Origin of the sequence: Vibrio sp. J2-3(2022) (assembly GCF_021725735.1) — a bacterium.
GTDB lineage: Bacteria > Pseudomonadota > Gammaproteobacteria > Enterobacterales > Vibrionaceae > Vibrio > Vibrio diabolicus.
In genome coordinates this window covers 165,831-187,079 of record NZ_JAKKCK010000003.1, presented here as the reverse complement: position 1 = coordinate 187,079, position 21,249 = coordinate 165,831, and the positions used below count along the sequence as shown (strand labels likewise).

22 protein-coding genes and 1 tRNA gene are annotated in these 21,249 nt (G+C 44.5%); 16 read left to right on the top strand and 7 right to left on the bottom strand.

The annotated features are described in order from the left end of the window. Positions 1-346 precede the first annotated feature (346 nt). The 8 genes from L3V27_RS13265 to L3V27_RS23335 all read left to right on the top strand — a co-directional run bounded on the left by L3V27_RS13265 (position 347) and on the right by L3V27_RS23335 (position 5,447). Positions 347-547 (top strand): AlpA family phage regulatory protein, encoded by a 201-nt coding sequence (locus L3V27_RS13265; RefSeq protein WP_029839162.1) that lies wholly within the window; start codon positions 347-349, stop codon positions 545-547. Continuing rightward, positions 531-1,799 (top strand): VapE domain-containing protein, encoded by a 1,269-nt coding sequence (locus tag L3V27_RS13260; protein WP_031823103.1) that lies wholly within the window; start codon positions 531-533, stop codon positions 1,797-1,799. The genes L3V27_RS13265 and L3V27_RS13260 overlap by 17 nt, the downstream gene beginning before the upstream one ends. Positions 1,800-1,987: 188 nt before the next feature. Then, positions 1,988-2,188 (top strand): AlpA family phage regulatory protein, encoded by a 201-nt coding sequence (locus L3V27_RS13255; RefSeq protein WP_324186314.1) that lies wholly within the window; start codon positions 1,988-1,990, stop codon positions 2,186-2,188. Between the two features lie 178 nt (positions 2,189-2,366). Continuing rightward, positions 2,367-3,137, top strand: a complete 771-nt coding sequence (locus L3V27_RS13250) for a hypothetical protein (protein ID WP_140246597.1) — start codon at positions 2,367-2,369, stop codon at positions 3,135-3,137. A gap of 428 nt (positions 3,138-3,565) precedes the next feature. Then, positions 3,566-3,889: a hypothetical protein gene (locus L3V27_RS13245; protein ID WP_152560902.1), complete on the top strand. Its 324-nt coding sequence runs from the start codon at positions 3,566-3,568 to the stop codon at positions 3,887-3,889. Positions 3,890-4,372: 483 nt separating this feature from the next. Next, on the top strand, positions 4,373-4,879 hold the full coding sequence (locus L3V27_RS13240) for a phage integrase N-terminal domain-containing protein (RefSeq protein WP_237312030.1): 507 nt from the start codon (positions 4,373-4,375) through the stop codon (positions 4,877-4,879). Positions 4,880-5,104: 225 nt separating this feature from the next. Further along, positions 5,105-5,248, top strand: a complete 144-nt coding sequence (locus L3V27_RS13235) for a hypothetical protein (protein ID WP_237312029.1) — start codon at positions 5,105-5,107, stop codon at positions 5,246-5,248. 67 nt (positions 5,249-5,315) lie between these two features. After that, positions 5,316-5,447: a hypothetical protein gene (locus L3V27_RS23335; RefSeq protein WP_017634400.1), complete on the top strand. Its 132-nt coding sequence runs from the start codon at positions 5,316-5,318 to the stop codon at positions 5,445-5,447. Positions 5,448-5,672: 225 nt separating this feature from the next. Here the strand turns inward: L3V27_RS23335 and L3V27_RS13230 are convergent. The 5 genes from L3V27_RS13230 to rpsU all read right to left on the bottom strand — a co-directional run bounded on the left by L3V27_RS13230 (position 5,673) and on the right by rpsU (position 10,468). Continuing rightward, positions 5,673-5,748: transfer RNA gene (locus L3V27_RS13230), tRNA-Ile, on the bottom strand. Between the two features lie 155 nt (positions 5,749-5,903). Further along, complete coding sequence (gene rpoD, locus L3V27_RS13225; protein WP_005395986.1) at positions 5,904-7,766, bottom strand: RNA polymerase sigma factor RpoD; 1,863 nt, start codon at positions 7,764-7,766, stop codon at positions 5,904-5,906. Positions 7,767-7,865: 99 nt separating this feature from the next. Continuing rightward, a complete protein-coding gene (dnaG, locus tag L3V27_RS13220) occupies positions 7,866-9,632 on the bottom strand; it encodes a DNA primase (RefSeq protein ID WP_005379719.1) in 1,767 nt (588 codons plus the stop codon). A 149-nt stretch (positions 9,633-9,781) separates the two neighbouring features. Further along, positions 9,782-10,225, bottom strand: a complete 444-nt coding sequence (locus L3V27_RS13215; RefSeq protein WP_005379720.1) for a GatB/YqeY domain-containing protein — start codon at positions 10,223-10,225, stop codon at positions 9,782-9,784. A gap of 27 nt (positions 10,226-10,252) precedes the next feature. Beyond that, positions 10,253-10,468 carry a 30S ribosomal protein S21 gene (gene rpsU / locus L3V27_RS13210; RefSeq protein ID WP_001145625.1) on the bottom strand — a complete coding sequence of 72 codons (216 nt, stop codon included), beginning with the start codon at positions 10,466-10,468 and terminating at the stop codon, positions 10,253-10,255. A gap of 230 nt (positions 10,469-10,698) precedes the next feature. On the opposite strand from rpsU, the gene tsaD reads away from it, so the two are divergent. Then, positions 10,699-11,715 (top strand): tRNA (adenosine(37)-N6)-threonylcarbamoyltransferase complex transferase subunit TsaD, encoded by a 1,017-nt coding sequence (tsaD, locus tag L3V27_RS13205; protein WP_124009018.1) that lies wholly within the window; start codon positions 10,699-10,701, stop codon positions 11,713-11,715. A 175-nt stretch (positions 11,716-11,890) separates the two neighbouring features. Next, a complete protein-coding gene (locus L3V27_RS13200; RefSeq protein WP_237312028.1) occupies positions 11,891-12,706 on the top strand; it encodes an alpha/beta fold hydrolase in 816 nt (271 codons plus the stop codon). Between the two features lie 34 nt (positions 12,707-12,740). Here L3V27_RS13200 and plsY read toward each other — a convergent pair whose 3' ends face one another. Next, complete coding sequence (plsY, locus tag L3V27_RS13195) at positions 12,741-13,352, bottom strand: glycerol-3-phosphate 1-O-acyltransferase PlsY (RefSeq protein WP_005379857.1); 612 nt, start codon at positions 13,350-13,352, stop codon at positions 12,741-12,743. 250 nt (positions 13,353-13,602) lie between these two features. On the opposite strand from plsY, the gene folB reads away from it, so the two are divergent. The 3 genes from folB to L3V27_RS13180 are packed head-to-tail and all read left to right on the top strand — an operon-like array spanning position 13,603 to position 15,260. Further along, positions 13,603-13,962 carry a bifunctional dihydroneopterin aldolase/7,8-dihydroneopterin epimerase gene (gene folB, locus L3V27_RS13190; protein ID WP_005395977.1) on the top strand — a complete coding sequence of 120 codons (360 nt, stop codon included), beginning with the start codon at positions 13,603-13,605 and terminating at the stop codon, positions 13,960-13,962. Continuing rightward, entirely contained in the window at positions 13,959-14,447 is a 489-nt protein-coding gene (gene folK / locus L3V27_RS13185) for a 2-amino-4-hydroxy-6-hydroxymethyldihydropteridine diphosphokinase (protein ID WP_012841141.1), read from the top strand. The genes folB and folK overlap by 4 nt, the downstream gene beginning before the upstream one ends. Before the next feature lie 9 nt (positions 14,448-14,456). Continuing rightward, entirely contained in the window at positions 14,457-15,260 is an 804-nt protein-coding gene (locus tag L3V27_RS13180; protein WP_006743204.1) for an undecaprenyl-diphosphate phosphatase, read from the top strand. A 229-nt stretch (positions 15,261-15,489) separates the two neighbouring features. Here L3V27_RS13180 and L3V27_RS13175 read toward each other — a convergent pair whose 3' ends face one another. Next, entirely contained in the window at positions 15,490-16,710 is a 1,221-nt protein-coding gene (locus L3V27_RS13175) for a multifunctional CCA addition/repair protein (RefSeq protein WP_237312027.1), read from the bottom strand. A 138-nt stretch (positions 16,711-16,848) separates the two neighbouring features. On the opposite strand from L3V27_RS13175, the gene L3V27_RS13170 reads away from it, so the two are divergent. The 3 genes from L3V27_RS13170 (at position 16,849) to ggt (ending at position 21,158) form a co-directional block, all read left to right on the top strand. Further along, a complete protein-coding gene (locus tag L3V27_RS13170) occupies positions 16,849-18,465 on the top strand; it encodes an ExeA family protein (RefSeq protein WP_237312025.1) in 1,617 nt (538 codons plus the stop codon). Further along, entirely contained in the window at positions 18,465-19,148 is a 684-nt protein-coding gene (locus tag L3V27_RS13165; protein ID WP_237312023.1) for a general secretion pathway protein GspB, read from the top strand. The genes L3V27_RS13170 and L3V27_RS13165 overlap by 1 nt, the downstream gene beginning before the upstream one ends. Before the next feature lie 279 nt (positions 19,149-19,427). Further along, positions 19,428-21,158, top strand: a complete 1,731-nt coding sequence (gene ggt / locus L3V27_RS13160; RefSeq protein WP_237312022.1) for a gamma-glutamyltransferase — start codon at positions 19,428-19,430, stop codon at positions 21,156-21,158. Positions 21,159-21,249: the final 91 nt, after the last annotated feature.

The following is a 21,249-nucleotide window of genomic DNA, read 5'->3' as shown; positions in this document are numbered from 1 at the left end:
ATTTGTCATCGCCCACCATTGTTTAAGCAACTTAACGCCGCTCTAGCTATGATGTCTCTCCCAGACATGTCGTGGGTGCTAATGATGCAACACCCATACTTTTCCTAATACCTAATAGTCTAAATAGAGTAAATTTCCTAACCAACTTTTGTCCACAAATTGGTTTCACTCTTTATTGCCAGAACTTTTGAGGCCAATTTTATTTTTTGTTCGCACTGCTAACATCTTCTTTTGGTTATAACTTTTTTATCAAGATCAATTAATGCAATCGACCTCCCAAAATCGTTCCCTCCTTTTTTTTCAAAGATACTAACTCCTGCCCTCAAATGAGATAAGGAGACAGGTAATGACACGAAATCGAATAATCCCATTAAAAGAGGTATCAGAAGCTTTAGGCCGGACACCCAAAACAATTTGGCGATGGTGGGCAAAAGAGAAAACATTTCCGAAACCCATTCTGATTAATGGACGCTGCCTTGGGTGGCGAGAGTCTGAGCTAGATAACTGGATGGAGAATCAAGGGGGGAAAAGTGACAGCAGCAAGTGATAAAAGTCAGCCGAGCGAGTCTCAACTCGATTTTCCAGACAAGAAAAAAGAAGGGTTTAAGAAGCTTATTCTCAATACAGATGACAACCTGAGGGTACTGTTAGATCACAAAGGATACGTCCCTTACTTAAATGCGATGAACACTGAGATAGAAGTGCTCCATAACGGTAAGGTTATGGAATATGAGGTGTTAATGAGTAAGCTGATAAGCGACTGTGCAAGATTCGATGTACCAAAAGCAGCAATTGGTGATCATCTACATGTTTTGGCAAAGGAGCGTTCATATCACCCTATTGTTTTGCATCTGGCTGACTCTGAATGGGATGGCGTCGAACGAGTGAAGAAAGTTATTGGGTGCATCCGTTCTAAGAGACCTGAAGTTACGGAGCTAATTATGCGGAGGTGGCTTGTAGGTTGTATTGCGGCGCTATACGAGCCTCGGTTTAGCAGTAAGTTAGTTCCGGTGCTTCAGAGTAAGCAGTCTTTTAGAAAAACCGCTTTCTTATCAAGAATAGGTGACATCGTACAAGGGGCATTTCTTGGAGGTCGGGCATTAGATCCCCGCTGCAAAGATAGCGTGTTACCTATTATTAAGTCATGGATTGTTGAACTCGGTGAACTGGAGTCTTCAACAAAGCACAGTCAAGGTCAGCTGAAAGCATTTATATCCCAAGAGGCAGACACAATCAGGTTGCCCTATGCGCGTACCGACCTTAAAAAACCGAGGCAAACGCTTTTGATAGCGACGGTAAACGGCCAAGACTTCTTAAAGGACAGAACGGGTAATACTCGGTTTGGTGTGATTGAACTAAATGAACCCATTGATATGACTACTGTGAATCGGATTCTCGGGTGGCAATACAATGGAACTGGCAGCCTTCGCCAAGAAGAGCCCGAGTCATTGCGGCAGTTTTGGTTGGAGGTCAAGCACATGTATGAAGCTGGTGAGCCTTGGGTACTGTCAATGGACGAGCAGGCTCTGGTTGATACGGTATCTGATAAATATTTGGATAAAGGGCGTTGGTATAAAATGCTTCAGGAGCGAATATCAATGGAGGCTGATGATAATCGAAGCCAGACTGAATGGCTTGCACCAGGCCAAATTAGCCAGATCTTAGGCATACCATGTAACTATGTTGCTCATGTCGGCAGAGCTCTACAGCGATTAGCTGATGAGGGGAAAATTGAAACTCGTTACAAAGATGGCTACAGGCTGTATTTGTTTCCAAGCAGCTATCGTCCACATTTCTGAGATTGTATGTTTATAACTTTACTTCACTTACCTCACTTAAAGTGGAGTAAGTGAAGTAAATTGAGAAAAACCAAGTTTATGTCGTTCGCACTGCGAACATCTGATCAATTCAATCAATCGACCTCTTAAAACCGTTACGCCTCTTTTTATCAAAGATACTGGTTCAGTCATCAAATGAGAAAAGGAGGATGCTCATGGCAAGAGATCGAATTATGTCCCTTAAAGAAGTTTCAGATTCACTGGGCCGCAGTCCAAGGACTATTTGGCGTTGGTGGGCGAAAGACAAGTGTTTTCCTAAGCCAATACAGATAAATGGGCGTTGTTTAGGCTGGCGTGAGCGAGACTTTGTTGATTGGCTAGTAGAGCAAGAACAGGCTTTTAAAGATTAAATTTATGTACGCGAGGCTATAGGCCTCGCTTTTTATTCGCACTGCGAACGTTAATTCCACTTGTTGGGATAAATGCAGTAATCGTTAGCTTAAAAAAAATATTTAACTTTATCGGCTTTAACATTCTTTCTGACATTGAGGGGCTGTTCGCTTCTCATTCATCAAGAAGGAAGGAAATATGAATAGTACTAAGCGTAATGGGAGCAAGCAGTTTGATTCTGCATCAGTTAAATATTGCAACCAAACAAGTATCTCTATGTCTTGTCATGTTGACATGAGAAACGTGTTGTTTGGTTATTATGAGGAGTACTTATCTCCCATGACTCCGTTAAATCATGATAATGCACTATGTTCTGTGATAGAAGACATTGATTGTGTAATAGTTGATTACGGTAAGGATACAAAGCAGTTTTTGAACCTTAGCACCGCTTTAGATTGGGCTAAGTCAGTTATGGGGGTTAAAGTATTTAGATATGTGGATCTTTCATTGTTTGGTGGGCCTGGATTCTATCTAGATGATTACATGGATGCCTTAAGAGATAATGCTGATAACTTAATTGATTTTTTTGTTGATAGCTTTAATCGTTATGGTTGGAGCATATCCCCATTTCAACTTGCCCATGATGTAGAGATTACGTCTGAATTTAGTAAACCGGAGCTCGTTGAGGCGGTATTTAACTTTGCTAGGAATATCCATTGTTTTAGTGCAGTAGGGCCAGAGCGCTCACCTTGGTTTATGAGCCGACCTACAAATGAAGGCTCTTACTACGTTTGCAGATTTAATGGGAAAGTTGAGCTTGTTGACCTTAAACTGGTTCATAGTGTAGATGGAAGAAGCAGTAAATTGATGATCTTTGGCTTAAACCAAGAGCCTGTGCCTTTAGATGAAGCGGAAGCTGGCGATTGGTTATGGTCTTTCTCTTATCATCAAACAAATACATTTGACTGAAGCCTATAATTAGAATGAAGTGACTTAATGTACAGTAAACGTTGAGTCACTTTTTACCAGCTACCAATCTGAATTATCTCTATGGCGTTTTTCTGTAATCCTATTCCTCAACTTACCCTCTAAATCCCGCTCGAATTCACACCCGATGTCATCAAAGTAGGTGTTGTCTGAAATACCATCATCATAGCTAATATGTTCGCGATCGATGTTTGAGCTTTTACTTGAAGCTTCCAAAACACAAACAATAACTTTAAGCAATGAAATGAAAATGCTCCCAAAGATTGAGATGAGCGTAGGGCTTTTTTTATATTCCATATTCAATCTGCCAGATTTATGCATTTGTCACGTAATAGGTTACGCTTTCTACTTAAGATTAGCAGAGGAGTGAAATGTTCGCAGTGCGAACAAAACAACGTAAAGGTGTATGTATGGTGCAGATGGACGAATTTATTTGGAAGCGCTACATGGAAGATATAGAAGGTATGTTTAGAGATGCTATTACAAGTTTGGATTTACAGCATCGCGCCGTCATGGCTAAAGCAATTACGGCCATGTTAATCCAAGAGCCACCATTTAAGCTTACAGATGAAAATATAATCAATTACTTGAAATCTCCAGATGACATCAAACGTCAGATATTCGTTCAGTATGGTTACTTTGATCCACGCCTTGAATCGTCTTTGCAAGAAGCTGTCCTATGTATTGATGGTATCAAAGAACCACTGCTCAACAGCATAAAGAACGCACGTTGAAGCCCTCCTGTCACTAGCTGTGAAATAGGTAGTGACAGGAGGTATACCGCGAGCGCATCACCTTATTTTTTCTATATTCTCGTTATTTCTTTTAAGCGGGGTCACTTGGTGACAGCCAAGTGACGGCTTGGTAGCCTCATCACGTAAATAAAAAAGTAGCCGTCGCTATAAAGACTCTTCATAAATCATAAATGTTCAATAGGAGAAAGAAACGTAACCAGCATTGTGACGTCACAATGCTCTTCTCGTAGATGCTCACGCTTCTTCAAGTAGATCATGTACGACATTCGTAACTATCGATACACAAACCATCACTCTTGCCCTAATCGCCTCTGAGGCATTCATCTTACTAACCATAAGTTTGAATTGGGCTTATCACTAACCATCAGGTTCACGTGGTTTGATTACGTTTTCTCCATCATTTTTTCAAGTAGATAGAGCCATATGAGCTATATGGCTCTTATTTATTTAGGAGTAAGAGTCATGAGCAAACCAAACTTACGACACGGCCTAGTTTTGTTAATGAAGCGCAACATTGATGGGAGTTATGCATCTCAAGCTGCACGTAAAAACATCCTCATCCAAATCGAAAAACAATTAAAGAGAGGAGGGTACAGGCACTTAACTCCACATACACTTAAGTTAAAGCACGTAAAATTTTTGGTTGAGCATTGGCAAAGTCAAGGCTTAAGCGTTGGAACTATAAAAAACCGAATGGCACATATTCGTTGGGTATTCGAAAAGACTGGACGTGAGCATTTGTTACCCAAGTCCAATGAAGAGTTGGGGATAGGAAAGAGAGTTTTCAGTGACAATAGTACCAACAAGGCGAAAGAGCTTGATGAAGTAAAGTTTAACGCAATCTCAGACCCATATATAAAAATAGCGTTAGAGCTACAATCTGCATTCGGTCTGAGGCGGGAAGAAGCTTTGAAGTTTAACCCCAGTATAGCGATTAAAGCAGATAGAATTCATTTAATGGGTTCTTGAACTAAAGGTGGCAAGGCGCGAGAGGTACCAATCAGAAACGAATATCAAAAGCAGGTGTTAGAACGAGCTATAGCTATTGCCCCAAGAGGCTCTCTGATTCCCGCAAGCAAAAAGTACATTCAACAGCTAAAGCACTACGAAAATACTTGTAGGAAGGTTGGGTTATGCAAGAACCATGGTCTACGCCATCAATATGCTCAACAGCGATACATAGAACTGACAGGAATGAATGCACCTAAAGCGGGTGGTTTAACTAGCAGAGAACTGAGTAGAGAACAAAAAAGTGCAGATAAAGAAGCTCGCCTTATTATTAGTAGAGAGTTAGGGCATGAGCGAGAAGAGATTACAGTTATCTATCTTGGCCAGTAAGCACATTATCAAGTTTTGTATTTTTAGGTTAAAATATAACCACAAGAACATTAGGGCGGGTTTCAATATGTTAGTACAACTTTTGGATGTAACGGGTATGACTTTAGCTCAACTTTTATTTTTAGCTCTAGTTACCGTTGGTACAATCGGTTTGCCTTTGTTAGCTATTTGGTATGATCGTAAACACGGAATTGAGTAAAATAGGCAGATAATAAAAAAGCGCCCCCTTTTCACATAAGGGGGCGCTTTTTTATTATCTTATCGAATTTTCTGTTCTGCTCGTGATGGAAAAATGTTGGCAAGCTCAGCAAAGCGTCCAAAATTGTGAGCTAAGCAACTTCCTAACTACACCCACAACTACACCCAAAATCACTAGGTACAAAAAAAGCGTAGCAGGTACTAACCTGCTACGCCTTCTAGAATATGGTGGCCCCTCGCAGACTTGAACTGCGGACCAATCGATTATGAGTCGACTGCTCTAACCACTGAGCTAAGGGGCCTTAATAGGACAACGATTATAGGGGAAGCGTTGCAAGGTGTCTAGATACCAACTAGGGCAATTGCGCTTAGTTTTTATCCACTTAGCACAGTAGATAATAAAAAAGGTGACCTAAAGTCACCTTTTTTGATTTCTAAAAGCTTGTATGCGCTGCGATTATTCGTCTAGGAAGCTGCGCAGAGTCTCTGAGCGGCTTGGGTGACGAAGTTTACGTAGTGCTTTTGCTTCGATCTGACGGATACGCTCACGAGTAACGTCGAACTGCTTACCAACTTCTTCTAGAGTATGGTCAGTGTTCATGTCGATACCAAAGCGCATACGAAGTACTTTCGCTTCACGTGGCGTTAGACCTGCAAGCACGTCCTTCGTTGCCACTTTAAGGCTAGTTGCAGTTGCAGAATCTAGCGGAAGTTCTAGCGTTGTATCTTCGATAAAATCACCTAGATGCGAATCTTCGTCGTCACCGATTGGTGTCTCCATTGAGATAGGCTCTTTAGCGATTTTCAGAACTTTGCGAATCTTGTCTTCTGGCATCTGCATGCGCTCAGCCAACTCTTCCGGTAGTGGCTCACGACCCATCTCTTGCAGCATTTGACGAGAGATACGGTTTAGCTTGTTGATCGTTTCGATCATGTGTACCGGGATACGAATCGTACGTGCTTGGTCCGCGATTGAACGAGTGATTGCCTGACGGATCCACCACGTTGCGTAAGTCGAGAACTTGTAACCACGACGGTATTCGAACTTATCTACCGCTTTCATCAGACCGATGTTACCTTCCTGGATAAGATCCAAGAACTGTAGGCCACGGTTGGTGTATTTCTTCGCGATAGAAATTACAAGACGCAAGTTCGCTTCAACCATCTCTTTCTTCGCACGGCGAGCTTTTGCTTCACCGATAGACATACGACGGCTGATGTCTTTAATGTTCTGTACGTTTAGAGAAGTCTCTTCTTCAATCATTTTTAGCTTAGCGATTGAACGACGGATTTCTTCTTCGTTACGTTTGATCTTTTCAGCGTATGGCTTGTCTGAAGCAAGAACTTCATCCAACCAAGCTTCACTTGATTCATTACCAGTGAACAGCGCGATGAATGATTTCTTCGGCATTTTGCCGTATTCAACCACAGACTTCATGATCAGGCGTTCTTGAGTACGAACGCGATCCATAGCAGTACGCAGTTCATTCACTAGGTGATCAAACTGTTTAGGCGTTAGACGAAACTCGCGGAATACGTCTAGCATCATTTCATTAGCAACGGTTGCTTTCGGGCTGTTATAGCCGTACTCGTTGATTGCTAATTGAAGATTTTGATAGGTGCTGCGTAGTTGGTTGAATTTCTCTAGCGCTAACTCTGGATCGATACCTACATCTTCTTCAGAATCATCTGAATCGTCATCGCTATCTTCGTCGTCATCAACGTCTTCATCGTCTTCTTCTTCTAACTGAGATTCAGTCAGTTCAGAACCGATGTGTGTTGCCGTTGGTGCAGCGGTGTCGTCAGCATCTGGGTCTACAAAACCTGAAATAAGGTCAGTAAGACGTAGTTCTTCAGCTTGAACTTTGTCAAATTGCTCAAGAATGTACGGAATCGTACCTGGGTATTCAGCAACAGACGATTGAACTTGGTTAATACCTTCTTCAATACGTTTTGCGATGTCGATTTCGCCTTCGCGAGTTAGAAGTTCGACAGTACCCATTTCACGCATGTACATACGTACTGGGTCTGTGGTACGACCAATCTCACTCTCTACGCTAGACAGTGCAGCGGCTGCAGCTTCGGCTGCATCTTCATCGGTAATATTTGTGTCATCGTTCAGTGCTAAATCATCAGCATCAGGAGCAGTTTCTACTACCTTAATGCCCATGTCGTTGATCATCTGAATGATGTCTTCTACCTGTTCTGAATCTACGATTTCAGCAGGTAGGTGGTCATTTACTTCGGCGTAGGTCAGATAGCCTTGTTCCTTGCCTTTAATAACAAGTGACTTTAGCTGTGACTGCGGATTGTGATCCATAGACGGTATCCAACTTCGTAATCTGGTGAAGGAATCAGTATGCGAAATGCAAACCACTTACTATAACAAATTAAATCGTTGCTGACTAATTAAACAGGGTTACGCTTTTAAATCTAGCATAAGTGCTAGCAGCTCCCTTTTCTCTTCGGCTGATAAACCGACACTTCTTGCTTTGGCCTGCAGGTTTTCAATTTGTTTTTCTACGCACTGGGCAATAATTTTATCCAGTGAGTCTAAAAATATTTCTTCTTGGTTGTCCTCATCGAGTGGAATGTCCCAACTCGCGAGACGAGACAGAAGGGTCTCATTTTGGCTGTTTCGCCAATGCTCTAATAATTGGCCTGTGTTGATATGGGGATGCGCTTGGCATTTATCAAGTACATCAACAAATAAACTTAGACCAGGAATGGGTAAATCTCTAACGCTAGTTAGATCTGGCACCATACTTACGTATTGTGGGTTTTGAATCAGTAACGCGATCACTTCTCGCATCGGCGTTCGCTTGATTTCTTTATGAGGTTGAGGCCTTTTATCCTCTTTACCTTGTTTTGAAATTAGCTGCTGTAGTTGGCGTTCATCAACCAAACCCAAACGGCGGCCAAGCAGTTCTCTCAAGTATAGTCTTAAAGTGCCGCCAGGGACTTTGTCGATGAGAGGAACAGCAAGGGTACTGAGTTTTGCCATGCCTTCTTTCGTGCTCATATCGACTTGCTGAGTCAATGAGCTGAACATGAATTCAGACAAAGGCATCGCATTAGACACTTGTTGTTCAAATGCTTGTTTTCCGTTTTGTCGGATATAAGAGTCGGGATCTTCTCCATCCGGCAAAAACATGAATTTTAACTGGCGACCATCAGTTAGGTAAGGCAATGCATTTTCCATGGCACGCCACGCTGCTTCACGGCCTGCGCGGTCACCGTCGTAACAACATACGACGGTGCTTGTTTGCCTGAATAACACTTGCAAGTGATCGCCCGTTGTAGAGGTACCCAATGAGGCAACGGAATAATCTACGCCATATTGAGCAAGCGCGACAACATCCATATAGCCTTCAACCACTAAAATTTGTGGTGGCTCACGGTACGCTTGTAGTACTTCATAAAGGCCATACAACTCTTTACCTTTATGAAATATCGGGGTTTCGGGTGAGTTGAGATATTTCGGTGTCCCATCACCTAATACTCGACCCCCAAAGCCTATCACTCGGCCGCGTCTGTCTCGAATAGGAAACATCACTCGACCACGGAATCGGTCGTAGCGGTTGCCTTTATCGTTTTCAATCAACATGCCGCCTGTGACGAGCATGTCTTGGTTTTCTTTATTCTGGCCAAAGTTCTTACGAACTAAATCCCATTCATCAGCCACATAGCCGATGCCAAACTTCTGGACGATTTCACCAGACAGGCCGCGATCTTTTAGATACTCAATTGCCACTTTACTTGCTGGCTGCTTGAGTTGGTTACGATAAAATTGAGCAATGCTGCCCATTAAGTCGTATAGATTACGTTTTTCACTGCTGCTTGCTTGTGGGCCTGATTGAAACGAACCATTACCGCCGCTACGTTGTTCGCGAGGAACATCTAAACCCAAGTATGAAGCGAGTTCTTCAATGGCTTCGACGAATTCTAGTCGGTCGAACTCCATCAAAAAATCGATGGCATTTCCATGCGCGCCACAACCAAAACAATGGTAGAACTGCTTTTCTTGACTGACACTGAATGAGGGTGTCTTTTCGTTGTGGAAAGGGCAGCATGCGCCGTAGTTTTTGCCTTTTTTCTTAAGTTTCACACGTGCGTCGATGATATCGACAATATCAAGTCGAGCTAGAAGGTCATCGATAAAACTGCGAGGGATGTGTCCAGCCATAAAACCTAACAAAAAAAGAAGATGATGAGTGGAGTGAATGCCTTAAAAGAATGAGCGTATTGCCCATTGATTTCATTCCATCCATCCAGATACAAACAAGCCGTGCGCTCCAAAGGATAGCACGGCTTGCTGCAATTGGGTGGGGTACCTTAAGCCAATTTAGCGCGAACTAAACCGCTTACTTTACCCATATCTGCACGCCCTTGAATTTGCGGTTTCAGAACGCCCATTACTTTGCCCATGTCTTGCATGCCAGCTGCGCCAGATTCAGCAATCGCGTTCTCAATGAGAGCCGCTACTTCTTCGTCTGTCAGTGGTTGAGGCATAAAGTCCTCAAGAACGGTAATTTCTGCTTGTTCCGCATCAGCAAGATCTTGACGACCCGCTGCTTCAAACTGCGCTACAGAGTCGCGACGTTGTTTAACCATCTTGGTCAATACTGCAAGAATGTCGTCATCGTTCAGAGTGATCTGTTCGTCAACTTCACGTTGCTTGATTGCTGATAGGGCTAAACGAATAGTACCAAGGCGCAATTTGTCCTTGGCTTTCATCGCTAATTTTTGCTCTTCTTTGAGTTGATCAATCAGAGCCATAACTAAATTCCTTTTGGAGCTCAGTTATTAGTACAGGCGAACGCGACGAGCGTTTTCGCGAGCTAGCTTCTTAGCGTGACGCTTTTGAGCTGCTGCTTTAGCGCGTTTGCGAACTGTAGTTGGTTTTTCGTAGTGCTCACGACGACGCACTTCAGAAAGGATACCTGCTTTTTCGCAAGAGCGCTTAAAACGACGTAGAGCAACGTCGAACGGTTCGTTTTCACGTACTTTAACTACTGGCATATGCCTTTCACCTCAGGGGTTATTCGTTAACGCTGGTATTCAACAGACCAAATCACAATTGTTAGGTCTCTTACCAGCTTGATCAAAAATGGTGCGGAATTTTAATCCGATCACAACTACTTTGTAAAGCCTTTTGTCGATTATTGTCTGTACAAAATTTGTTTGCAGCACCAAGGCGAGGTAATATGACGCCCAAATTTCCTCTATACAGAAAGCATACTGAGAAAACCATGCGCATTATTGGTATTGAAACCTCTTGTGACGAGACTGGCATCGCAATTTATGACGATGAAAACGGTCTCTTGTCACACAAGCTATACAGCCAAGTAAAACTGCACGCAGATTACGGCGGTGTGGTGCCTGAGTTGGCTTCACGTGACCACGTAAAGAAAACCATTCCTCTTATTAAAGAGGCACTAAAAGAAGCGAACTTAACTTCAAAAGACATCGATGGTGTCGCGTATACCGCGGGGCCTGGTCTTGTTGGGGCGCTATTAGTGGGTGCGACTATCGGTCGCAGTATTGCTTATGCTTGGGGAGTGCCAGCGGTACCTGTTCATCATATGGAAGGTCACCTATTGGCCCCAATGTTGGAAGATAACCCTCCACCGTTCCCGTTTGTGGCAGTGTTGGTGTCGGGTGGTCACTCGATGATGGTCGAAGTGAGAGGCATCGGTGAGTACAAAATTCTGGGTGAGTCGATTGATGATGCGGCGGGCGAAGCGTTTGATAAAACAGCGAAGCTAATGGGGTTGGATTACCCAGGCGGCCCGCTGTTGTCTAAACTGGCAGAAAAAGGCACGCCGGGTCGCTTTAAGTTCCCGCGCCCAATGACTGATCGCCCTGGCTTGGATATGAGTTTCTCTGGCCTGAAAACCTTTACAGCAAATACGATTGCTGCGAATGGCGATGACGAGCAAACTCGCGCAGACATCGCACTGGCATTTGAAGAAGCCGTGTGTGCAACATTGGCGATTAAATGTAAACGCGCGCTTGAGCAAACAGGCATGAAGCGTATTGTTATTGCTGGTGGTGTGAGTGCTAACCGTCGTTTACGTGCAGAGTTAGAGAAGCTAGCGAAGAAAGTTGGCGGCGAGGTTTACTACCCACGAACTGAGTTCTGTACGGATAATGGTGCGATGATCGCTTACGCTGGTATGCAGCGTTTGAAGAATGGCGAAGTGGCAGATATGTCGGTAGAGGCTCGCCCACGTTGGCCGATTGACCAACTGACGCCAGTCGCTTAATCAAACTTATGCGGTAGGTTTGAAATAGATTCACTACGATAAAGGTCTCTGCTCATCAGAGGCCTTTATTTTTAGCTATTCAATGAAAAGCTTCGTTTACACTCTGACTGATGCGAGCAGTTCGGTATCGTTTCAGTGATAGGATGGTGCGGAAGAATAAGAAATGGATATAACAATGAATAAGTTTGAAATTGAAGGTCAGCAACTTGCTTACCTTGATAAAGGTGATGGTCCAGTATTACTGTTTGGTCACAGTTATTTGTGGGATAGCCAAATGTGGGCGCCACAAATTGAAGTTTTAAGCCAGTCATATCGTTGTATTGTGCCAGATTTGTGGGCACATGGTGAGTCAGAAGCGGCCCCTACATCGACAGAGTCATTAGTTGATTATGCACAACATATGTTGGCGTTGATGGATCATTTGGATATTGAAGAGTTTTCTGTGGTGGGCTTATCTGTTGGTGGCATGTGGGGAGCGGAACTGACGGCTCAAGCACCGCAACGTGTGAAATCACTGGTATTGATGGATACCTTCATTGGCTGGGAGCCAGAAGTTACGTATAAAAAGTACTTTGCAATGCTTGATACCATCAGCCAAGTCCAAGCGGTGCCTGCGCCAATTATTGAAGCTGTCGTGCCATTGTTTTTTGCTGATAACGCTGAGCAGGTGAATCCTGAGTTGGTCGCTGCATTCAAACGCAGTTTAGAAAGCCTGAGTGGTGAGCGTGCGGTTGAAGTGGCTCGCATTGGTCGCATGGTGTTTGGTCGCCGTGATGTGATTGAAGATTCGGAAAAATTCGCTCTGCCGACGTTAATTGCGGTGGGCTGTGAAGATAAGCCTCGCCCGGTTTTCGAATCGTATTTAATGAAAGACTGTATCACGGGCAGTGAGTTGGTAGAAATTCCGCAAGCGGGACACATCAGTTGTTTAGAACAGCCGGAGTTCGTCAACCAAATGTTGTTGAACTTCCTGAATCGAGTTCATGCATAACCAATGCATTCCTCTTTAAACGAAAAACTCGGCATTAAGCCGAGTTTTTTTGTGTCAGTTTCTTCTCGCCGATTTTTGGCTCGTCGCCAGACAAAAGCCGCCGAATATTTTGATGATGCTTAAATACGATTAAGCAACACAGCATAGCAACAGGTAACGTGTATTGCGGTTTAAACATCCAAGTATAAAACGGAGTGACCAAAACCGTGACGAGAGCCGCTAAGGATGAATAGCGGAATAGCGCGGCTACTGACAGCCAAGTTAACATCACTAATCCTGTTAAGTCCAAACCAATCGGAGCGATAGCGCCAAGCGCTGTTGCGACACCTTTTCCGCCTTTAAAGTGGAAAAAGATGGGGTACATGTGGCCAAGACAGGCAGCAATGGCGATGACGCCAAGAATGATAGGGTCGATACCAAGAAAGTATCCGCCCCATACGGGGATGGTGCCTTTGAGCATATCGCACAACAAGACTGAAACAGCGGCTCCTCGTCCGCCAATACGCAATACGTTCGTTGCTCCAGGGTTGTTGGAGCCTACACTGCGTGGATCTGGCAGTTTTAAGAGTCGACAGATCAAAACCGCACTGGAAACCGAACCCAGTAAATAGGCGGCCATTGTCATTATCAGTGCCAGTGCGTCCATAGAAGTCCTTGATGGATTGGAATTTAATGCTCGGTTCCCGCGTAGTTGCTATCATACCTCGAATTCACATAATGCAGAAATCCTCACTGTGATAGAGCTTGCATTATGTGATTTCTTGTATATAAAGATGCTTTCGCAGTTTATACCTAAGTAACATTGTGATGACCCAAGTAAATGTTACTTAGGTATAGAATACTACGATCAAATTACCCCTCACGGGTATCCGACCTCTGTAATAGAAGGACATAAGATGGCTCTGGATAAAGTTTTTATTGAACAATTAGAAGTAATCACCACGATTGGCGTGTACGACTGGGAACAACAAATTAAACAAAAGTTGGTTCTGGATATCGAAATGGCGCACGACAATAAGCCTGCGGGTAAAAGTGATGATGTGCAAGATGCGTTGGATTACTCGCAAGTGAGCGAGGCGGTACTGAGCCATATTGAAAATGGTCGTTTTCTGTTGGTTGAGCGCGTAGCCGAAGAAGTGGCAGAGCTTATCATGCAGCGTTTCTCTGTGCCTTGGGTGAAAATCCGTTTAGCAAAACCTGGTGCAGTGCCACAAGCACGTGCTGTTGGTGTCGTGATTGAGCGAGGTCAAGCATGATCACCACCTATATCGGTGTTGGTACGAATGTAGAAAGAGAGCAACATGCGCTCGCTGCGTATCAGGAGCTGCTACAGCTTGGAGAAAGTCTCCTCGTATCGCCGGTATATGAATGTGAACCTATTGGCTTTAGCAGCCAGAACTTCTACAACTTTGTCGTTGCAATGCGTACCGAGTTGTCATTAGAAGAGTTGAGTCATCAGCTACGTGAGATTGAATTTAAGTGGGGACGCGAAGAAAATGCGCAAAAGTATCAGGATCGAACACTGGATCTCGATATAGTGTTGTTCGGTGAATGTGTCTCCAAGAAAAAACCTGAGCTACCTCGCAGTGATATCTACAAATATCCTTTTGTCACAAAGCCTCTGTATGATCTCGAACCTCAATTAGTGATCCCAGGCGATGGACGCACAGTCGCAGATATTTGGCATGCAATGCAGCCAGTCGATTCACTCAAACCTGTTTCTTTTTCATTTTTAATTTGAGTTGTTTACATGAGTTATTTTGAAGCCTTTATTCTGGCTCTGATTCAGGGTCTGACAGAGTTTTTGCCTATTTCGAGCTCTGCCCATTTGATCCTGCCCTCCGCCATTTTGGGATGGGAAGACCAAGGTCTAGCCTTTGATGTTGCTGTTCACGTCGGTACATTAATGGCGGTAGTGATCTATTTTCGCCATGAAGTGATCACTCTGTTCCAGGCATTATTTGCTTCGATCTTTAAAGGAGATCGGAGTAAAGAAGCAAAACTTGCTTGGATGATCGTGATCGCCACGATTCCAGCTTGTGTGTTTGGCTTGTTGATGAAAGACATCATTGAAGTGTATCTACGTAGCGCTTATGTCATCGCGACCACAACGATCGTATTTGGTTTGTTGCTTTGGTGGGTAGACAAAAACGCTAAGTTGGTTGCGGATGAATACCAAACGGGTTGGAAGAAAGCCGTGTTTATCGGTATTGCCCAAGCCTTAGCGATGATTCCTGGAACGTCGCGTTCAGGGGCGACCATTACGGCTGCACTTTACCTTGGCTTTACTCGAGAAGCGGCTGCGCGCTTTTCATTTTTAATGTCGATCCCGATCATTACATTAGCAGGTAGCTACTTAGGCATGAAGCTAGTGACCAGTGGTGAACCTGTCCATATTGGTTTCTTGCTGACTGGTATCATCACATCGTTTATCAGTGCGTACATCTGTATCCACTTCTTCTTAAAGATGATTTCACGCATGGGCATGACACCGTTTGTGATTTACCGTCTGATTCTAGGTTTCGGCTTGTTTGCGTTCTTGCTTAGCGCATGATAACGCGACGGATTGGCAGCTTGCTTAACCGCAAGCTGCATACCTAAACCACAACGTCATTCTGAACAGCGACGAAGGAGCGAGGTTCAGAATCTTCTCCTCTTAGTTTCTTATGGCGTTGGCCATTTCTAAAACTTCCCTGCGTGCTGATGTTAGATTCCTAGTCTCGCTAAGGCTCGCTGGAATGACCTGGCATGAATACAATTCGGTTAATTAATCTGAGCTCAGATCATTTATTCAAAGCGACTCTTACCGCTTCAATCCGTCTCTTTTCTTGTTCATCACGTATTGCCGGGCCTTTAAATCCATCCTTAATGATGCTCTGAACATCTACGGCGGCTGCGGCTTGATAAGCGTGGGTAAAAATCTCAGCTTGAGGATAAGGCTTCTCTTCTAACCCTTTTCGACCTGCATGGTCAGCCTGACAGCATATTAAAATATCTTCTAAGCGCTCAGCTTTGCGCCACACATCGAATTTGTTGAGTATTTTTATGATGGTTTGCGGCTTTAACTCGGCCGCACGATGGATATTGGAGTGCTGTTCGCACACCATCAAGGCTAAATCACGAAACTCATTCGGTACACGGACACGCTCGCACAGCTTTTTGATCAGTTTTAATCCTGTATGACAATGCATTCTGTGGCTTGGCCATTCGCTCTCTGGCGTCACCCCTTTGCCCAAGTCATGCACTTGAGCGGCAAATCTGACGGGGAGTGAGTCACTCAATCTTGCGGCTTGCTTTGCTACCATTAAAGTATGGATGCCCGTATCGATTTCTGGATGCCATTTTTCTGGTTGAGGTACGCCAAATAGTGCATCAATTTCAGGTAAAACAACGGCCAATGCACCACAATCTCTTAGAATCGATAAGAAGATATCAGGGCGAGGGGTGGAGAGGGACTTATGCCATTCTTGCCAAACACGCTCGGGAGTCAGTGTGCTCAGCTCCCCAGACTCTGCCATGTGGCGCATTAACCGCATGGTTTCGTCGGCAACCGTAAAGTTTAGATCAGCCAGCTTGGCAGCAAAGCGAGCGACACGTAAAACGCGTAGAGGGTCTTCGACAAAGGCGTCTGAGACATGGCGTAGGAGTTTATTATTTAGATCTTTCTGGCCGCCGTAAGGATCATGGAGCTTACCTGCATCATCCATTGCCATTGCATTAATGGTTAAATCACGACGAATTAAATCTTCTTCTAAGGTGACACTTTGATCAAAGAAACACTCAAAGCCAGTGTAACCAGAGCCTGATTTTCTTTCTGTTCGCGCAAGTGCATGTTCTTCTTTACTTTTTGGGTGCAAAAATACAGGAAAGTCTTTACCAACGGCGGTGTACCCTTGGGACAGCATCGTCTCGGGAGTCGCACCTACGACCACCCAGTCGTTGTCATAACTATCAATTCCGAGCAATTTATCTCGAACTGCGCCACCTACTAAATAAACTTGCACGAATTACCTCTTAATTTATTGATATGCCGTTGGACATTGTAGCAAGCAATGGTACTTTTCTTTACTCCCGAGAGTAGATGCAGCTATGTTTATATTATATCTGACTATTCCCTGGTGGTTTTTTAGCTGGAGAGCCTAATGTATAAGGACTTTTTTGGGTTTGTAGAACAACCATTTTCGATTGTTCCAAACTCACGTTATTTGTATTTAAGCCAACGTCACAAAGAGGCAATCACACATCTCCAAGCCGGGCTAGGCGATGGCGGTGGTTTTGCTATGCTTACTGGCGAAGTGGGTACAGGCAAAACGACCGTCGCAAAAGCGATGCTGGCGAATTTAGGTGATAACACCAAAGCGGGTCTGATCCTAAATCCCACGTTTTCGAGTCGAGACTTGCTCGAAGCTATTTGCGATGAATTCAAAATTACTTACCCGCCAGATGCAAACCTCAAACAGCTAAACCAAGTGATTCACAAATACTTGCTGCGTAATTATCGTTCAGGCTGGCAGACATTGCTGGTCATTGATGAGGCTCAACACCTTGCTGCCGACGTTTTAGAGCAGTTACGTTTGTTGACCAACTTGGAAACCGATACCAGAAAACTGCTCAAAGTGTTGTTGGTCGGACAGCCTGAATTACAGCGGCTATTACAAACGACGCAACTACGCCAGCTCGCTCAGCGCATTACTGGGCGTTATCACTTGTTGCCGTTGGATGAAAAAGAGACAGAAGATTACATCGCGTTTCGATTACATACGGCAGGTGGTGACCAGCAACTGTTTAATCGTGCTTCTTGTAAACTCATTGCCAAATACAGTCACGGCATCCCGCGCTTGATTAATCTTATCTGTGATAAATCTCTCAACATCAGTTATCACCAAGGTAATGCGGTGGTGGATAAGCAAACCGTTCAGCAGGCCTGTGAAGAGGTGATGCAGTTTCAGGCAGATATTTATCAGCAAGATAAAAAAGAGCGCCGTACTTTCCGCTGGCCTGCTTGGGGCTCTGTCACGGTGGGTCTTATTGCTGCATTAGGTACGGGGTGGTCGGTCGTGAATTATATGCCAGCTCAAGCAACGTCAGTGTTGGCGCAAGTGACCGCACCAAGAGAGGAGCCAACGCCAATAGTCGTCAACCAACAATTGACAGATGATCAGCGTGACTTATTGTTAGCACAAAAACAGTCGAATCTCGCCGTGAATGATTTGTATCGTTTGTGGGGTTATCAAGCATCGGTTCGCGACAATCTTTGTTTATCAGAGCCCCAATCGACCATGCGTTGTGAGCGTAAAATGGCGACCTGGCCGCTGCTGATGCAACAAAATCGCCCTGTGATTTTGGAGTTGAATTATCAAGGTGATGTTGGGTATGTCATTTTGTACGCCGTCGGTAATGACAAAGTCGAAGTGCTCAATGGCAAGCAGCGTCTGCGTCTGCCTATTTCGTGGCTAAAGCCGATGTGGCAAGGCAATATCATTGAACTGTGGCAAGCGCCGTTGAAAGAGACATTACGTTTAGACATGGAAGGCCCTGCGATCGAAGTATTAGACCGACTATTAGCAGAAGCGGTAAGTGAGCCACTGCTTGAAACGTCTATTTTTGATGGTGCGATGAAAGAGCGAGTTGAGTTATTCCAACGTTGGCAAGGTATTGGGGTCGACGGCATTGCAGGTAAGCGGACGCTAGATCGTCTTCAACAAAACGTGCAGCCAGATGCGCCTCAACTGGCACGAATCGAGAAGGAGGACGCATAATGTCAGCCATTAAACATATTGGTTTGTTCTTGTTGCCGATCACCGTTGCTGCAATCGGAGTTGCTTGGTATTTAGATCTCCTTACGCCTCATGCTGAAGCTAGTACTTCCGCCCCTAAGGCTAAGATGGAAGCGGAACAACCGTTCAAAGCATTGGACTATCCTGAAACTACTCAGTTGGCGCAATTGCCAAGAGAGTGGCCAAGTGCAGAGCTGTCTCGTGATTTTGGTACGTTTGCAACATCTGATGAATACGTGAGTAATACAGCAAACAAAGACGAGATAGAAACATCTGTATCAACTCAAGGCTCTTCAGTAGTTGAAGAGGACCTAGGTTTGTCTCTGGATGATCTTGACTTGTCCTCATTATCTCCTGATTTGGCGCGAAAGGTCGAAAATGCGTTATCCCGAGATGATGCGCCTTCACCACAAACGGTGCGCGTGAACGATTTAGAGCGCAACGCTCACCAATGGCAAGGGCGTTTACCTGCGCTCAATTTGCAAACTCACATGTACGCCAGTGATGAAAATCGCCGCTGGGTGAAAATTAACAATGTTGAATATCATCAAGGAGACGTTGTTGATGGGCAGGTCACATTAAGAGAAATACAACCGCAAGCGGTGATTGTCGAGTTCCAAGGTGAGCAAATTCGTATCCCAGCGTTGTATGAGTGGAAAGGGTAGCCGTTTTTTATAGTAAATCATCAAGCCAGCGAGGTCATGTCGCTGGCTTTTTTGTTTCTCATAAGGCCTTTTTTCATCTATTTGAGTGATGATTTTTAAGGACTCACACAAGCAAAATATAGCTTTTCTCAGTCGTTTAAATTACATCAATATCAGTCATGTATTAGTAGAATGACTCCAGTCAGCGTTGTGTAAAAAAACGCCACATTGACGAACTTCGTCATCACGACCTGGTCCACGTTAGACCCCATGAAATAACAGGAGTCTACACAGAGACACATGCGTATTCTGATTTTTTCTTTAAGTGTTGTTGCGTCGTTAAGTTACGCAGCAAAGCCGACCCCTTTCCCTATAACACCAGATAATAACGGACAAGATTTTATGGTCAGCGCGACCAACCCTTACGTGAGCAGCACTGGTTATTCAATATTGAAAGATGGTGGGAATGCCGTTGATGCCATGGTCGCGATGCAGATGGTGATGTCTGTGGTTGAACCGGATATGACGGGAATTGGAGGCGGTACTTTCGCGCTGTTTTATCAACATGACAAGCAGAAGTTTTTAGCCCTTGATGGGCGAGATGAAGCGCCGTCTAGCGCTCACCCTGAGATGTTTATTGAAAATGGGAAAGCACTCAGCCGCGATGAAATTTTGGGGCCTCGCTCCGTTGCAGTGCCGGGCACCTTGCGTCTGCTTTATTCCACTCATGAGCAATACGGCAAATTACCATGGTCTGAGTTGGTTCAACCTGCGATTAAGCTCGCGCGTGATGGGTACGCGATGAATAGCTATACCTATGATATCGTCGTGCGAGAGCAAACGCGTTTGGCTCGCGACCCAGAAATTAAAGCCTTGTATTGGCAAGATGATGAAGTGAAGCCAGCAGGGACGTTAATGAAGAACCCTAAAATGGCTGAGACGCTAGATAAAATAGCTCAGCAAGGCGATCGCTATTTGTATGGTGGTGCACTTGGTCAACATATTGTTGATACGGTGAATCGTCGTATTAACGATCAGCATGAGAAATTGTCGTTAGAGGACTTTAAAAACTATCAGGTTAAATCTCGCGATATTATTGAAAGCGATTATCGAGGCAGCAAAATTGTTTCGTTTGGTTACCCGGCCTCTGGCGGTGTGATGGTTGCTCAAAGTCTGAAATTGCTGGAGCCGTACGATATATCTCAGATGGCATTAACTGATGTAGAGCCTTGGCGTTTAATGACTGAGGCGATGCGCTTAGCAAAAGCTGATCGTATTGCGTATGCCGGAGATCCGGATTATGTGGAAGCACCAGTTGAACAACTGTTATCTAAAACCTATTTGGACCAGAGACGTGATTTAATCCCTGATAATGGCACCTCGAAAGAGAATCCCAAAGCCGGACAGATAACGCAAACTCAGTATGCGCAATATCAAGGCTTCGAGAGCAAAGATACAGGGCACATTTCTATCGTTGATAGGGAAGGTAATGCGATTGCTATGACCAGCACCGTTGGCACGGGAATGGGATCTGGTGTCATGGTTGATGGCGTTATCTTGAATGCACAAATGGCAAACTTTTCACCTCAACCAACGCTTAACGGTAAGCCTACGCAAAACTCGATTGAAGCGGGTAAGCGTCCACGCTCAGCCATTACGCCATTAATGGTGATGGACAGTGATGATAACTTGCGTTTGGTTGTCGGTTCACCAGGAAGTTCGCAAATCCCGGGGTATGTACTCAAAACCGTGGTTGGCGTGCTGGATTGGAACTTATCAGCGCAAGAGGCCATTGACTTACCAAACATCCAGTACGGTACCAAGATAGACCGCACGAAGCCGTATGACCCAACAGGCTTGCTAGTGGAGAAGAAAACCTTCGCAGAAATGTTGGTGCCGGAGTTTATGGCGCTTGGCTACCCAGTACACGTTATTCCAGTGGTAAGTGGTTTGAATGCAATTGAGCTAAAAGATGGCAAGCTTTATGGCGCAACGGATCGTCGTCGAGCGTCTAGTTCAATGGGGGAGTAGTGCAGATTTCCGTAAAACTAAGCAAACAAAAAAGCCAGTCGAATATCGACTGGCTTTTGCATTCTTTTTTATAGATAAAAGGGCGGAGGAC

What these genes read in the sequence shown, in the direction of transcription:
- L3V27_RS13265 (WP_029839162.1), top strand. Translation starts at nt 347, where the DNA reads ATGACACGAAATCGAATAATCCCATTAAAAGAGGTATCAGAAGCTTTA.
- L3V27_RS13255 (WP_324186314.1), top strand. Translation starts at nt 1,988, where the DNA reads ATGCTCATGGCAAGAGATCGAATTATGTCCCTTAAAGAAGTTTCAGAT.
- L3V27_RS13250 (WP_140246597.1), top strand. Translation starts at nt 2,367, where the DNA reads ATGAATAGTACTAAGCGTAATGGGAGCAAGCAGTTTGATTCTGCATCA.
- L3V27_RS13245 (WP_152560902.1), top strand. Translation starts at nt 3,566, where the DNA reads ATGGTGCAGATGGACGAATTTATTTGGAAGCGCTACATGGAAGATATA.
- L3V27_RS13240 (WP_237312030.1), top strand. Translation starts at nt 4,373, where the DNA reads ATGAGCAAACCAAACTTACGACACGGCCTAGTTTTGTTAATGAAGCGC.
- L3V27_RS13235 (WP_237312029.1), top strand. Translation starts at nt 5,105, where the DNA reads ATGAATGCACCTAAAGCGGGTGGTTTAACTAGCAGAGAACTGAGTAGA.
- L3V27_RS23335 (WP_017634400.1), top strand. Translation starts at nt 5,316, where the DNA reads ATGTTAGTACAACTTTTGGATGTAACGGGTATGACTTTAGCTCAACTT.
- rpoD (WP_005395986.1), bottom strand. Translation starts at nt 7,766, where the DNA reads ATGGATCACAATCCGCAGTCACAGCTAAAGTCACTTGTTATTAAAGGC.
- dnaG (WP_005379719.1), bottom strand. Translation starts at nt 9,632, where the DNA reads ATGGCTGGACACATCCCTCGCAGTTTTATCGATGACCTTCTAGCTCGA.
- L3V27_RS13215 (WP_005379720.1), bottom strand. Translation starts at nt 10,225, where the DNA reads ATGGCTCTGATTGATCAACTCAAAGAAGAGCAAAAATTAGCGATGAAA.
- rpsU (WP_001145625.1), bottom strand. Translation starts at nt 10,468, where the DNA reads ATGCCAGTAGTTAAAGTACGTGAAAACGAACCGTTCGACGTTGCTCTA.
- tsaD (WP_124009018.1), top strand. Translation starts at nt 10,699, where the DNA reads ATGCGCATTATTGGTATTGAAACCTCTTGTGACGAGACTGGCATCGCA.
- L3V27_RS13200 (WP_237312028.1), top strand. Translation starts at nt 11,891, where the DNA reads ATGAATAAGTTTGAAATTGAAGGTCAGCAACTTGCTTACCTTGATAAA.
- plsY (WP_005379857.1), bottom strand. Translation starts at nt 13,352, where the DNA reads ATGGACGCACTGGCACTGATAATGACAATGGCCGCCTATTTACTGGGT.
- folB (WP_005395977.1), top strand. Translation starts at nt 13,603, where the DNA reads ATGGCTCTGGATAAAGTTTTTATTGAACAATTAGAAGTAATCACCACG.
- folK (WP_012841141.1), top strand. Translation starts at nt 13,959, where the DNA reads ATGATCACCACCTATATCGGTGTTGGTACGAATGTAGAAAGAGAGCAA.
- L3V27_RS13180 (WP_006743204.1), top strand. Translation starts at nt 14,457, where the DNA reads ATGAGTTATTTTGAAGCCTTTATTCTGGCTCTGATTCAGGGTCTGACA.
- L3V27_RS13170 (WP_237312025.1), top strand. Translation starts at nt 16,849, where the DNA reads ATGTATAAGGACTTTTTTGGGTTTGTAGAACAACCATTTTCGATTGTT.
- L3V27_RS13165 (WP_237312023.1), top strand. Translation starts at nt 18,465, where the DNA reads ATGTCAGCCATTAAACATATTGGTTTGTTCTTGTTGCCGATCACCGTT.
- ggt (WP_237312022.1), top strand. Translation starts at nt 19,428, where the DNA reads ATGCGTATTCTGATTTTTTCTTTAAGTGTTGTTGCGTCGTTAAGTTAC.